We start from the raw sequence: 12,914 nt of genomic DNA, 5'->3' as shown, positions 1-12,914 counted from the left end.
GCGGAAGGCACGCCCATCTACGGCATGCCCATTCTTGCGGTGGAAAACTGCAAGAACATCATTATCTGCAACTATGACGACAAGCCCGGTTATGCGGGTGTTCCCAACCCCCTGTACGGGCGTGAGGGCGTGCACCTCATGCTGGGCGATGCTTCGCAGAGCTTTGACAAACTGCTGGCCTTTGCGGCGGGTCAGGCATAAGGTTTTTGGGCGGGCGGCGGCTTTGCATGAAAAAGGTGCGGGGCCGCCGCTGTTTCAGTGCAAGTCTTTTTTGCATTGCAGCAGGGTGAAAGGGAGAAAAATTCTTTCTCTTCAGCCTGTTGACCGGGTGGCATGCTTGTTGCCTCTTTTTGCATGCCAGCCAGGGCGTGCAACCGCCGGCGGAGTTTTTCCGTCGGTCCGGAGCGCGGGATGCGCGGATGACCGGGGCTGCGGAGTGCGGTTTCCGGCCTGTCCGGGACAGTCAACACTTTTTCAAGGAGTGGATCATCATGTCGGCGCAGAACACGAATGAATATCCCAACAGGGACGTAAAAAACGTATGGCACCATCTGATGCTGCATCAGGGCAATGCGCCCATGATCGCGGTGGAAGGCAAGGGGCTGTATCTTACAGATCTGAACGGCAAGGAATATCTGGACGCCACTTCGGGCGGCGTCTGGTGCGTCAACGTGGGCTACGGGCGGGAGAGCATCGTCAATGCCGCTGCCGAGCAGATGAAAAAGCTGCCCTTTTATGCGGCCAGCTGCGGTTCCCAGCCTGCCATTGATTTTTCTGAAAAGCTGCTTTCGCACATGCCCGGTCTTTCGCGGGTCTATATTTCCAGCAGCGGCTCCGAAGCCAACGAAAAAGCCTTCAAAATGGTACGCCAGATTTCGCAGCTCAAGCACGGCGGCAAAAAATACAAGATCATCTACCGCGCCCGCGACTACCACGGCACCACCATCAGCACCCTGAGCGCCTGCGGGCAGGAAGAACGCCGCGAGCAATACGGGCCCTTTACCCCCGGTTTTGTGGAATTTCCCGCCTGCCTGGCCTACCGTTCGCCCTATCCCGAAGGCACCAAGAATCTGGGTGAAAAGTTTGCCCGCGAACTGGAAGCCGTGGTGCAGAAGGAAGACCCCGACACCGTGGGCGCTGTCATTCTGGAGCCCATCACGGCGGGCGGCGGCATCATTGTGCCCCCGGACGGCTATTTTGAAACCATTTCCGAAATCTGCAAAAAATACGGCCTGCTGATCATCATGGACGAAGTGGTCTGCGGCCTCGGCCGGACGGGCAAGTGGTTCGGCTACCAGCACTTCAACGTCAAGCCCGATATCGTGACCATGGCCAAGGGCGTTGCCAGTGCCTACATGCCCATTTCCTGCACCGTGACCACCGAGGAAGTGTTTGCGGCTCTGCAGAACACCACCGACAAGCTTTCCTACTTCCGCGACATCAGCACCTTCGGCGGCTGCCTTGCCGCGCCCGCGGCGGCTCTGGAAAACATCCGGATCATTGAAGAAGAAAATCTTCTGGACAATGTTGTGGCCATGGGCGACTACCTGCAAAAGGGCCTGCAAGATCTTCTCTCCTTCAGCAAGGTGGGCGATGTGCGCGGCAAGGGTCTTCTGCAGGGCATTGAATTTGTTGAAGACAAGGCTTCCAAGCAGCCTCTGGCCGAAGAAAAGGTCATTGCCGTATGCGGGGCCATGGCCAAGCGCGGCGTGCTTGTGGGCAGGACAAACCGCAGCTTTGCCGGACGGAACAACGTGGTCAACCTGGCTCCGGCCTACATTGTGACCAGGGAGCAGATTGATACGATCCTCACGGCCCTGCGCGAATCCATCACCGAAGTTCTGGGCAAGTAAAAAAGCGCGCAGGCACAGCTTGCGGGCTCGGCCTTGCCGGCCTCATGAGGGTGCCCCCGCAGGCGGAGTTTCTCCGCCTGCGGGGGCACCCGATTTGTGGCAATAATTTCTGCGAGGGAGGGGCGCTGTGCAGGCCGCGGCCTATTCACAATGTCTTTTTTTCTCCGCAACAGAAATGCCCAGTTGCCTGACCTTGCGCACCACCGTGGACTGGCTGATACCGAGCCGGCTGGCGGCCTTGTAGGTGCTGCCCGTATCCCGCAGGGCTTCGCTGATGAGGGCGCGTTCCAGGTTTTCAACCGCTTCCCTGAAGGGCAGGGCCTCTCCGGCTGCTGCCGGGGTGTCTTCGGCATCATCGGGCGGCATGTCGGCAGCATCCCCCAGCAGGTGGGAGGGCAGATCGCGCATGGCAATGACGCTGTTTTCGGTCATGGCCACCAGAAAGTCCACCGCCGCACGCAGTTCGCGCACATTGCCCGGCCAGGCCTGCTTGCTGAAACACTCAATGACCTTGGGCGAGAAGGTTTTGATGGTATTGTAGCGGGTGCAGGCCTTGTCCAGAAAAACCGCCATGAGCGCCGGAATATCTTCGGGATGGTCCCGCAGGGGCGGCATGCTGATGCTCAGAACGCGCAGGCGGTAATAAAGGTCGGCCCTGAAGCGCCCACTGCCCACAAGCTGGTCCAGGGGACGGTTGGTGGCGGCGATGACGCGCACGTCCACGCGCCGTTCCCGCTCGCCGCCGAGCTTGCGGAACCCCTGGCCGTCCAGAACATGCAGAATCTTGGCCTGCATGCTCAAGGACAACTCGCCGATTTCGTCCAAAAGCAGGGTGCCCTTGTCGGCCAGTTCAAAATATCCTTTTTTTCCGGTTTTGCTGGCTCCGGTGAATGCGCCTTTTTCGTAGCCGAAAAGCTCCGACTCCATGAGGGTGGAGGGGATGGCCGCGCAGTTGACGGCCACAAAGGGGCCGTCCGCGCGCGGGCTTTTCTGGTGAATGTAAGAGGCGGCATGGGTTTTTCCGGTGCCTGTTTCGCCGAGGATGAGGATGCCCGAAGGCGCCTTGGCGGCCTTGTCCAACTCGGCCACGCAGCGGCGCATGACTTTGCCGTTGCCCACAAGATTTCTTTCGCCGCTGGGTTGCAGGCTCAGGGCGTTGCTCTGGTACAGGGCCGTGCGCTCGGCGTCCGCCAGCCGCCGTTGGAGGGTTTCCAGTTCGGTAATGTCGCGGATGCAGGCCACCACCCGCCAGATATTGCCCTGGCGGTCAAAAATGGGGGTGCTGGTATTGAGGCAGCGGGTTCCGTTGGGATAATCGTCAAACCTTGTGACAATTTTCTTTTGCTCCAGAGCGTCCAGCGTGACCGCGGCGGAAAACTTGCCTTCCAGAACGGGCACGGAAACAGATTTTCCCACCATTTCCGCAGGCTCGATATTGGCGATGCGCTTCATGGCCCTGTTGACGTGCAGGGTGGTGCCCTCACTGTCGATAACCCACACGCCGTCGTGCATGGAGTCCATGATAGCGTGCAGTTCCTGATCCAGAAGGCGTGCTTCCGCGGTTTTTTCCGTGGCAGTGCTTTCGTGCAGCACGAGAAATCTTTGCCCGTGTTTTCCTTGTCGTGCCCCTTCCCCGTGCAGCCAGCGCCAGGCAAGAGTCCATGTGCCGCAGGGCAGGCAAAGGGGTACGGGCGTGTCCGGGGTGCTTTTCTGCACCCTGTCGGCCGCTTCCTGTCCGGCGTGGGCCCGCAGGAATGCAAGGAGCGAGAGAGGAGGCTTGTGCTCTGCCCGCCCGCTTTTCTGGCCGGGATCAGAGGCGGTTTCAAGGCGCTGGGCAAGTTTGGGAAAGGAGGCGCTGCATGCCTCGACCGTCCAGTCTTTGCCCGTGCAGAAGGCGGCGCAGACGGAGTCGGGCAGGAGGTTCAGGATATCTGCCTGGGGCAGGGGAGTGGTGCTCATGAATGTTTTTTCCGTTTCAACTGTATTTCTGCTGCCTTTTCCTCGCGGGACGGCATGTGTGCGTATGGCGGCCTGCCGCGCGCCCTGGCCGCGTGTGCTTGCCAGAGGGTTTGCGCATGGGCTGCACTGGCGAGTATTACCTTTTTCTTCAGCGTTTGGCTAGTCGCAAGAAAAAAATAAAGCTTTTTGATTTCAGCAAGTTGTTTTTTGGGGCCGTGCGAGGGAAAGGAATTTTTCTCGAAAAATGATTCAATGTTGCATCGCAATGGGGGTGGGTCGTGCCCTTCAAGGCGAAACTGCATTGCCTTTGGGCGCAGGTTTGCGGACGATGGTAATGTTTTCAGTGTATTTGGGCAGACGCACGGGATGGAACGGTTCTTGTATCACTTTGGTGCAAGCTCGGGCAAAACACGCGTCTGCTCCGGCGGGCCTGCCCAGCTTTGTGGCAGCGGCCGCCGGGTGAAAAGGAGCAAACGCCAGCGGAGCGCGAGCGGCGTATTAACCCTATGATGTCGTTGGAGGATGACATGCCCAAGATGACGCCCAGTGAGGCCATGACAGAAGTTCTTGTTCAGGAAGGTGTGAACCATGTGAGCGGTATTCTCGGTTCCGCCTTCATGGACATGCTGGATCTGTTTCCCGCGGCGGGAATCGACTTTATCTCGGTGCGTCACGAGCAGACCGCCGGCCATATGGAAGACGCCTACTGCCGCCTGACCGGCCGCGCGGGCGTGGTCATCGGCCAGAACGGCCCCGGCATCACCAACTATGTGACGGCAGTGGCCACGGCCAACATGGCCCACACTCCCATGGTGGTGCTCTCCCCCAGCGCGGGCAGCATCTCCGTGGGTTGGGACGGCTTCCAGGAATGCGACACGTGGAACCTGTTCAAGCCCATCACCAAGGCTTCCCTGCGTGTGCCCCATCCCAAGCGCGCCGCCGACATCGTGCGTACGGCTTTCCGCATTGCCTATGCCGAGCGCGGCCCCGTGCTGGTGGACATTCCCCGCGACTATTTCTACGGTGAGCTGGACGAGGAAATCCTGCATCCTTCCCAGTACCGCGTGGCTCCCGGCGGCATCGGCAACCCCGCCCAGTTCGCGGCGGCCGTGGAAGTGCTGAAGAGCGCCAAAAATCCCGTGATCGTTTCCGGCCGCGGCGTGGTGGACTCCGGCTGCATCGAAACCATCAAGGCCATGGCCGAATACCTGGGCGCCCCTGTTGCCTGCACCTACCTGCACAACGACGCCTTCCCCTGCGACCATCCGCTGTGGACCGGCCCCATCGGCTACATGGGCTCCAAGGCCGCCATGCGCATTCTGCAGAAGGCCGATGTCATCCTGGCCGTGGGTACCCGGCTGTCCTACTTCGGCACGCTGCCGCAGTACGACATCAACTACTTCCCCAAGACGGCCAAGATCGTGCAGATCGACATCAACCCGCGCCACATCGCCAAGACCCACCCCGTGACCGTGGGCCTGTGCGCCGATGCCAAGGACGCCGCGGAAGAACTGTTCGCCCGTCTGCGTGAAGCCATGCCCGCCAAGGCCGATCTCACTCCCGTGCACAACATGGTCAAGGCCGAACTGGAAGACTGGTACAAGGAAATCGCGACCATCGCCGACGAACCCACGCTGGAAGGCCGCATGCATCCGCGCAAGGCTCTCGAAGTGGTGGGCAAGTTCGTTACCGAGAGCAATGCCATCGCCACCACCGACATCGGCAACACCTCCTCCACGGCCAACAGCTACCTGCGCTTCAAGAATCCCAAGCGCCATGTGGCCACGCTGACCTTCGGCAACACGGGCTTTGCCTATCAGGCCGCTCTGGGCGCGCAACTGGCCTGCCCCGAAGATGTGGCCGTGGCCATCGTGGGCGACGGCGCGTGGGGCATGAGCCTCTTTGAAGTGCCCACCGCCTGCCAGTACAACCTGCCGGTCATCGCCACCGTGTACAACAACGGGGCTTGGTGCGCCGAAAAGAAAAACCAGGTGGACTTCTACAACAACCGCTTTGTGGGCGCGGACATCTGGTCCAAGTCTTACGCCAAGATCGCCGAAGCCATGGGTGCCGACGGTTACACCGTCAACACTCAGGCCGATCTGGCCAATGCGCTGGAAACCGCCCGCAAGAACCGCCGTCCCGCAGTCATTGAAATCATGACCGACGGCACGCGCCTGGCGCCTCCCTTCCGGCGCGATGCGCTGGCATTGCCCACGAGGTTCCTGCCCAAGTACGAGCACCTCGACAAGAAGCACTTTGACAAATAAGGCAGCAGCAAAGGGCGCGTCCGGAAAACCGGGCGCGCCCTTTCGGTCTCTGTACGGCGGCTTTGTGCCGCAATGCATATGGTTTCGGGGTTTTCAGGCAATTTTGCCGCATCACTACCAAAAGGAGATTGTTCATGGCTTGCAAAAAGATTTTTTCCCTGTTGCTGGCGGCCCTGTTTTTGTGGACCGTGCCCGCCTCTGCCGCGCCGGAAATGACGCTGAAGATGGCTCTGGGGGATCCTGAAGATTCTGAAATGGGCGTTGTGGGCAATGCCTTCAAGAAATATGTGGAAGAAAAAACCAACGGCAAAGTGGAAGTGCAGTGCTTCTATGGCGGCGCCCTGGGTGACGAGAGCGAATGTTTCCGCAATGTGCAGAAGGGCACCCTGCCCCTGGCCCTCGGCGGCATCGCCAACCTTGTGCCTTTTGAAAAGAAGCTCGGCCTGCTGACCCTGCCCTACCTGTTCGCCAACATTGACGAAGTGGTGGCCGGCACCAACGGCGCTCCCGCCGAAATGCTGAACAAGTACGCCACCAAGGCCGGCTTCCGCGTTCTGACCTGGACCTACACCGACTTCCGCTACATTTCCAACTCCAAGCGCCCCATCACCAAGATGGCCGACATGCAGGGCCTGAAGTTCCGTGTGCCCCAGAGCGCGGTGCTCATTGCCGCCTACAAGGCTTTTGGCGGCAGCCCGACCCCCATTTCCTGGGCCGAAACCTTCACCGCTCTCCAGCAGGGCGTTGTGGACGGGCAGTGTTACGGCTACATCGGCTTCAAGGCCATGAAGTTCAACGAAGCCAACCAGAAATACCTCACCGAGGTGCACTACACCTATCAGTTGCAGCCCCTGGTCATCAGCGAACGCGCGTTCAAGAAGATGACCCCCGAAATGCAGCAGCTCATGGTTGAAGCGGGCAAGCATGCCCAGGACGCTGTTCTGAAGTTCCAGGTGGAAACTGCCGAAGCCGCCAAGAAAGAGCTTGTGGCTGGCGGCCTTGTGGTTTCCCAACTGGAAGATGAAGACCAGTGGAAAAAAGCCGCCATCGAGAAAGTGTGGCCTGAAATGGCCGACTTTGTGGGCGGCAAGGATGTCATTAACGAATACCTGAAGGCGTGCGGCAAGGACGCCTGGAAATAATCTGTCATGACGGATGCGGGGCCGGAACCGCATGTGCGGAACCGGCCCCGGCGTGTGTGGCCTTGCGGAATTTTTTCAGACATTCCGTGGAAAAAAGACCATTTGCTCTGACAAGGAAAAGCAAGCGTGAAAAAGTTCATTCTGGCTCTGCTGGACCATTTCGAGAGTTATTTGTGCCAGTTTCTGCTGGTCTTCTTTGTTGCCATCATTTTTCTCCAGATTGTTCTGCGGCAGATCGACATGTCGCTCCCGTGGACGGAAGAAATCGCCCGTTTTGCCTTTATCTGGTTCATCCTGTTCGGCGCGTGCTATGCCACACGCCTGTGCGCCCTGAACCGCGTGACGGTCCAGTTTATCAAGGCACCCAAATGGGTTGGCGATCTTTGCATGTTCATCGGCGATGTGATCTGGTTCTGCTTTTCACTCATCATGGCCTGGCAGGGCTATATTGCGGTTCTTGATCTGGTGGAGTTTCCGTACGCCACGCCCGCTCTGGACTGGGATCTGGGTATGGTCTACCTTGTGTTCCCGCTCAGCTTCCTGCTGATGGCCATACGTATTGTGCAGGTAAACGTCATCAAGTTCGTTCTCAAAAAAGAAATCCGGGATCCTGATCAGGAAGCCATCGAGGAAAGCCAGAAGACGCTCATGACGGCGGAAGGAGGCAAGCAATGATGGAAGCCCTTTCTCCCGGCAGCATCGGCCTTTTGCTCTTTGGCGTCTTTTTTCTGCTTTTGCTCATCGGCAGCCCCATCATGGTGGCCCTTGGCGTGGCGACCATGGCCTGTTTTTTCATGCTGGGCATTGACCTCAGCCTCATGATCGAGCGGGCCTTTGCCTCGCTTACGGCTTTTCCGCTCATGGCCCTGCCGGCCTTTGTGCTGGCGGGCGCGCTCATGGAGGCGGCAGGCATCTCGCGGCGGCTCGTGCACATTGCCGAAAATATCGTTGGCCCCACGCCCGGCGGCCTGGCCATTTCCACAACACTGTCCTGCGTGTTTTTTGGCGCCATTTCCGGCTCCGGCCCGGCCACTACGGCCGCCGTGGGCATGCTCATGATCCCGGCCATGGCCAAGCGCGGCTACAATGTCGGCTATGCCGCGGCGGCCACCGCCACGGCCGGCGGCATCGGCATTGTCATTCCGCCGAGCATTCCCATGGTCATTTACGGCGTGTCCGGCCAGCAGAGTATTTCCAAGATGTTCATGGCCGGTGTTCTGCCCGGTATTCTCATCGCCACCGGCTTGAGCCTCATGCACTTTTTCCTGTGCCGCAAACGGCAGCTGGACGGCCTGAGCTGGTCCATGAAGGCTTTTCTCCACTCCCTGCGTGACGGCTTTTGGTCCGCCCTTGCTCCGATCATCATCCTCGGCGGTATTTACGCGGGCATTTTCACACCCACGGAAGCCGCCATTGTGGCCATTATCTATACAATCATCGTGGGGCTTTTCATCCATCAGGAACTGACGCTCACGAGCTTCATGTCGTCCCTCCGGGGCACGTCGTGGCTGACGGGGCGCGTGCTCGTGCTCGTGTTCACGGCCACGGCCTTCGGCTACCTGCTCACCTCGTACCGGATTCCGGTGGAAATTGCCAACTGGATACTGTCTTTCACCGACAATGTGAATCTGGTATGGTTTTTTGTGGTCATTCTTCTGCTGTTTCTGGGAATGTTCATGGAAACCCTGGCCATCATCATGCTGGTGACGCCCGTGCTTCTGCCCATCATGACAGCCTACGGGGTTGATCCCATCCATTTTGGCATTATCCTCATCTGCTGCTGCGGCATCGGTTTTTCCACCCCGCCGCTGGGCGAAAACATGTTCATCGCCTCGGGTATTGCCAAGATTTCTCTTGAGGAAATATCCTTCAGGGCGCTTCCGCTGGTGGCGATGAATATCGCTGTCATCGCCATCCTGGTCATCTTTCCGGATATCGCGCTCTTTTTGCCCAACCTGATGGGCACAGGCTTGGAGTGAGTCAGGGGGCGGCGGGCTTTCCGCCGCCTTTGTTTCCGCTACACTACTGCAGGATGAGGAGAAAGCCGTGAGTTGCACAAAAATCATGCTTCTGCTGGCACTGAGTCTTTTTTTGTGTGTTGGTCCCGCCACGGCGGAACCGGCCCCTGCGCCGCAGATAACGCTGAAAATCGCCATGGGCGATGCCGAAACTTCGGAAATGGGCGTTGTGGGCAAGGCTTTTGAGGAATATGTGAAAGAAAAAACCGGCGGTGCTGTCCAGATTGTTTCCACCTACGGCACTTCACCAGGCGATGATGAAGGCGAGCGTTTTCGCAGGGTGCAGAAAGGCAGCCTTGACATGGCGCTCGGCGGCATCGCCAATCTTGTGCCCCTGGCCAAGGAATTTGCCCTCCTGACCCTGCCCTACATGTTTGCCGATTTGGACGAAGTTGTGGCGGGCACCACCGGCGCGCCCGCCGAAGTGCTGAACAAGATGGCCTCCAATGCGGGATTTCGCGTGCTGACCTGGACGTACTGCGGATTTCGCTTCATCTCCAACGACAAGCATCCGGTTACCCGGCTGAAAGACATGAAGGGCCTGGTGATCCGCGTGCCGCAAAACGCGGTCATGGCCGCTACCTACAAGGCTTTTGGGGCCATTCCGTCCTTTCTGCCGTGGGCCGCGACCTTCAATGCCCTGCAATCCGGCGATGTGGATGGTCAGAGCTACGGGTACATCGGCTTCAAGGCCATGAAGTTTCATGAGGCCAACCAGAAGTTCATCACCGAAACATACCATACCTACCATCTCCAGCCGCTGGTCATCAGCGAACGTGTTTTTGCAAAGCTGACGCCGGAGCAGCGGCAGATTCTGCTCGAAGCGGGCGCATACGCCCAGGAGAAGGCTCTGGCATTTCAGATCGCGCAGGCTGAAAATGTCAAACAGGAACTGGAGGCTGCTGGCGTCAAAATTTCCCGACTGGAAGATGAGGAAGAGTGGAAGAAAGTCGCCCTGGAAAAAGTCTGGCCCCAGATGGCCGAATTTGTGGGTGGCAAGGAAGCCATCAACAAGTACCTGACAGCCTGCGGCAAGCAGCCCTGGGCCGGGGAAGCCGCCGAATAGCATGGACGTGGACCCGCAAACCGTGGTAGGGCGTTAGTCACAAGGCCACGGCTGTAACGGAAGTTTGTGGCAGAGCCGCCCGAAAAAAAGCGGCTCTGCCGGAGCAATGCATCGCAAGGGAGAAATGATATTTTGTTGTAGACCTTTACCACAAAGGAGTTTTTGTGTCAGAGAGTACACCAAAAATTCAGGTCCGCAACCTGACAAAGCGTTTCGGCACCCTGACGGTTCTTGACGGTATCAACTTCAGCGTGGCAAAGGGAGAACTGGTGGCCATTGTCGGCCCCACAGGATGCGGCAAAACCACCTTCCTCAATATGCTGTCCAGGCTCATGCCCGCCACGGAAGGCAATATTCTGATCGACGGGCAGGAGGCCAACCCCAAAACACACAATATCTCCTATGTCTTTCAGGAGCCGACCTGTCTCCCCTGGCGTACCGTGCGCGAGAACGTGGCCTACGGCATGGAGATCAAGGGCGTGCCCCGCGCCGAACGCATGAAGCGCAGCGATGCCATCATGGAACTGGTGGGGCTTTCGAGCTGCGCTGATCTGTATCCCAATCAGGTATCCGCGAGCATGGTTCAGCGCATCGCAGTTTCCCGTGCTTTCGCCGTACAGCCCGACCTGCTGCTCATGGATGAGCCGTACGGGCAACTGGACGTCAAGCTGCGCTATTACCTTGAGGATGAGCTGGTCAATCTCTGGCGAACCCTGAAGAGCACCATCCTTTTTGTCACGCACAATATTGAGGAAGCCGTCTATGTGGCGGACCGCATTCTTGTGCTCTCCAACAAACCGACGACCATCAAGGCGGAACTGCGCGTGGATCTGGAGAGGCCGCGCAAGCTGACCGATCCCCGTTTTGTGGATCTGCGCAAGGAGGTAACGGAACTGATCCGCTGGTGGTAACGGACAGTATTTTTGGGGGATTACTGAAGAAAGGAGACTGTGCATGGCCTATCAAGAAGTAAAAGTACAGCAGCCCCTGCTTCTGACCATCCTGCCTGTCATGAGTCTTGCCGCTTTTTTTCTCGGCTGGCAGGCGGTGGTTGTGTACGGCATTGTTCCCAACGAGCTTCTGGCTTCGCCCACCCAGGTTTTTCAGGCATTTCTCGCCAAACTGCACGACCCCATGCCCGACGGGGCTGTGCTTTCCATCCACATCTGGACCAGCATCAAGGAGGCTTTTCTCGGATACAGCCTTTCCCTGCTTGTGGGCATTCCTCTGGGGTTGGCCATGGGTTGGTTCCGGGTGGTGGAGGGGCTGGTGCGGCCGGTTTTTGAGCTCATCAGGCCCATACCGCCCATTGCCTGGATTCCCCTGACGGTATTCTGGTTCGGCATTGACCTGACCGGCAAGGTGTTCATCATCTGGATTGCGGGCATTGTGCCCTGCGTCATCAACTCCTATGTGGGCGTGCGCATGACCAATCCCGCCCTGATACAGATGGCCCGCACCTACGGGGCCAGCGACTGGCAGATATTCACCGGATTGTGCATTCCTTCGGCCCTGCCCATGGTTTTTGGCGCTCTCCAGATCGCCCTGGCCTACTGCTGGACCAACCTTGTGGGTGCGGAACTGCTGGCTGCCGACACGGGGCTCGGCTATCTGATCACCATGGGAGGCCGCCTCATACGCCCGGATATTGTGTTGCTCGGCATGATCTGCGTGGGCCTGTCCGGTGCGCTTATCGGAGTGATCATCGACTATGTGGAAAAGACGCTGCTGGCGGGCATCAGGAGGTAGGCATGAGTTCGAATATTGCCAACGAAACCGTGAACGCCGTCAGGGATTCCCAGCCCTTTTCCGTCATGCGCGTTCTGACCAATATCTATTTTCTCTACGGGGTTTCCCTGCTGTCCTTCTTCTTTCTCTGGGATCGTGTGGCTGTTCTGAAAATTTTTGACGACTCGCTGGCCCGGCCGTCGGAAGTGCTGGCACAACTCGGCATGCTGACCACCATGAAGTTCGGCGGCACCGATCTTTGGGGCCATGTCTGGGCCAGTACCCGGCGCGTGGTCATCGGCTTCAGCCTTGCTTCGGCGGTGGCTGTGCCCCTGGGGCTTTTCATGGCGCTCAACAGATACGTCAATGCCATTGTCAAGCCGCTCTTCGACCTGCTCAAGCCCATGCCGCCCATTGCCTGGGTGTCGCTGGCCATTCTGTGGTTCGGCGTGGGCGAGTCGGCCAAGGTTTTCATCATCATTCTGGGAACCTTTGTGCCCTGCCTGCTCAATGCCTATAACGGCATACGCCTTGTGGAGCCGGAGCTGTATGACGTGATCCGCGTGCTCGGCGGCAACAGGAAGGACGAGATCTTCCAGGTTTCCTTTCCCGCGTCTTTTCCTGCGGTTTTTGCCGGGTTGCAGATTTCCATGAGCATTGCCTGGACGTGCGTGCTGGCTGCGGAGTTGATGAATGCCCGTGAGGGCATCGGCTTTCTCATCAAGCGCGGCATGGATACCCACCAGCCCGCTCTGGTGCTGAGCGGCATGATCCTCATTGCGGCCGCGGCATGGTGCACATCGCAGGCGCTGGCCCTGCTGGAACGCAAATTCTGTCCTTGGCGGCGCAGTATCGACAATCTGTGATGGGCGCGGACG

The 12,914-nt window shown here is 58.6% G+C and carries 12 protein-coding genes; 10 read left to right on the top strand and 2 right to left on the bottom strand.

Annotated elements, in window-relative coordinates:
- Both EII23_RS03685 and EII23_RS03680 read left to right on the top strand, forming a co-directional pair.
- A partial coding sequence (locus EII23_RS03685) for an NAD(P)(+) transhydrogenase (Re/Si-specific) subunit beta (RefSeq protein WP_148091233.1) occupies nucleotides 1-201 on the top strand: 201 nt, incomplete at its 5' end.
- 290 nt (nucleotides 202-491) lie between these two features.
- Complete coding sequence (locus EII23_RS03680; protein WP_124792038.1) at nucleotides 492-1,853, top strand: aspartate aminotransferase family protein; 1,362 nt, start codon at nucleotides 492-494, stop codon at nucleotides 1,851-1,853.
- Between the two features lie 141 nt (nucleotides 1,854-1,994).
- Here EII23_RS03680 and EII23_RS03675 read toward each other — a convergent pair whose 3' ends face one another.
- Both EII23_RS03675 and EII23_RS03670 read right to left on the bottom strand, forming a co-directional pair.
- Complete coding sequence (locus EII23_RS03675; RefSeq protein ID WP_124792037.1) at nucleotides 1,995-3,812, bottom strand: sigma-54-dependent Fis family transcriptional regulator; 1,818 nt, start codon at nucleotides 3,810-3,812, stop codon at nucleotides 1,995-1,997.
- Nucleotides 3,809-4,114, bottom strand: coding sequence for a hypothetical protein (locus EII23_RS03670; protein WP_124792036.1), 306 nt, complete (start codon nucleotides 4,112-4,114; stop codon nucleotides 3,809-3,811). The genes EII23_RS03675 and EII23_RS03670 overlap by 4 nt, the downstream gene beginning before the upstream one ends.
- A 225-nt stretch (nucleotides 4,115-4,339) precedes the next feature.
- Between EII23_RS03670 and xsc the strand changes: the two genes are divergently transcribed.
- From xsc to EII23_RS03630, 8 genes are all read left to right on the top strand, one after another.
- Nucleotides 4,340-6,082, top strand: coding sequence for a sulfoacetaldehyde acetyltransferase (xsc, locus tag EII23_RS03665; protein ID WP_124792035.1), 1,743 nt, complete (start codon nucleotides 4,340-4,342; stop codon nucleotides 6,080-6,082).
- 134 nt (nucleotides 6,083-6,216) lie between these two features.
- Nucleotides 6,217-7,224 (top strand): TRAP transporter substrate-binding protein, encoded by a 1,008-nt coding sequence (locus EII23_RS03660; protein ID WP_124792034.1) that lies wholly within the window; start codon nucleotides 6,217-6,219, stop codon nucleotides 7,222-7,224.
- A gap of 126 nt (nucleotides 7,225-7,350) precedes the next feature.
- A complete protein-coding gene (locus EII23_RS03655; protein ID WP_124792033.1) occupies nucleotides 7,351-7,899 on the top strand; it encodes a TRAP transporter small permease in 549 nt (182 codons plus the stop codon).
- Entirely contained in the window at nucleotides 7,896-9,203 is a 1,308-nt protein-coding gene (locus EII23_RS03650; RefSeq protein ID WP_124792032.1) for a TRAP transporter large permease, read from the top strand. Before EII23_RS03655 ends, EII23_RS03650 begins: the two co-directional genes overlap by 4 nt.
- Nucleotides 9,204-9,270: 67 nt before the next feature.
- On the top strand, nucleotides 9,271-10,308 hold the full coding sequence (locus EII23_RS03645) for a TRAP transporter substrate-binding protein (RefSeq protein ID WP_124792031.1): 1,038 nt from the start codon (nucleotides 9,271-9,273) through the stop codon (nucleotides 10,306-10,308).
- 164 nt (nucleotides 10,309-10,472) lie between these two features.
- Nucleotides 10,473-11,219 carry an ABC transporter ATP-binding protein gene (locus EII23_RS03640; RefSeq protein WP_124792030.1) on the top strand — a complete coding sequence of 249 codons (747 nt, stop codon included), beginning with the start codon at nucleotides 10,473-10,475 and terminating at the stop codon, nucleotides 11,217-11,219.
- Nucleotides 11,220-11,262: 43 nt separating this feature from the next.
- A complete protein-coding gene (locus tag EII23_RS03635; protein WP_124792029.1) occupies nucleotides 11,263-12,057 on the top strand; it encodes an ABC transporter permease in 795 nt (264 codons plus the stop codon).
- 2 nt (nucleotides 12,058-12,059) lie between these two features.
- Nucleotides 12,060-12,902 carry an ABC transporter permease gene (locus EII23_RS03630; RefSeq protein ID WP_124792028.1) on the top strand — a complete coding sequence of 281 codons (843 nt, stop codon included), beginning with the start codon at nucleotides 12,060-12,062 and terminating at the stop codon, nucleotides 12,900-12,902.
- The last annotated feature ends 12 nt before the right edge of the window (nucleotides 12,903-12,914 follow it).

The sequence above is a fragment of the Desulfovibrio sp. OH1186_COT-070 genome, from assembly GCF_003860215.1.
Taxonomy (GTDB): domain Bacteria; phylum Desulfobacterota; class Desulfovibrionia; order Desulfovibrionales; family Desulfovibrionaceae; genus Desulfovibrio.
The sequence above is the reverse complement of the archived record's forward strand: the minus strand, read 5'-3'. Positions and strand labels throughout refer to the sequence as shown.

Coding starts and splice junctions, on each gene's coding strand:
- xsc (WP_124792035.1), top strand. CDS start 4,340: ATGCCCAAGATGACGCCCAGTGAGGCCATGACAGAAGTTCTTGTTCAG.
- EII23_RS03630 (WP_124792028.1), top strand. CDS start 12,060: ATGAGTTCGAATATTGCCAACGAAACCGTGAACGCCGTCAGGGATTCC.
- EII23_RS03670 (WP_124792036.1), bottom strand. CDS start 4,114: ATGCAGTTTCGCCTTGAAGGGCACGACCCACCCCCATTGCGATGCAAC.
- EII23_RS03635 (WP_124792029.1), top strand. CDS start 11,263: ATGGCCTATCAAGAAGTAAAAGTACAGCAGCCCCTGCTTCTGACCATC.
- EII23_RS03675 (WP_124792037.1), bottom strand. CDS start 3,812: ATGAGCACCACTCCCCTGCCCCAGGCAGATATCCTGAACCTCCTGCCC.
- EII23_RS03650 (WP_124792032.1), top strand. CDS start 7,896: ATGATGGAAGCCCTTTCTCCCGGCAGCATCGGCCTTTTGCTCTTTGGC.
- EII23_RS03660 (WP_124792034.1), top strand. CDS start 6,217: ATGGCTTGCAAAAAGATTTTTTCCCTGTTGCTGGCGGCCCTGTTTTTG.
- EII23_RS03680 (WP_124792038.1), top strand. CDS start 492: ATGTCGGCGCAGAACACGAATGAATATCCCAACAGGGACGTAAAAAAC.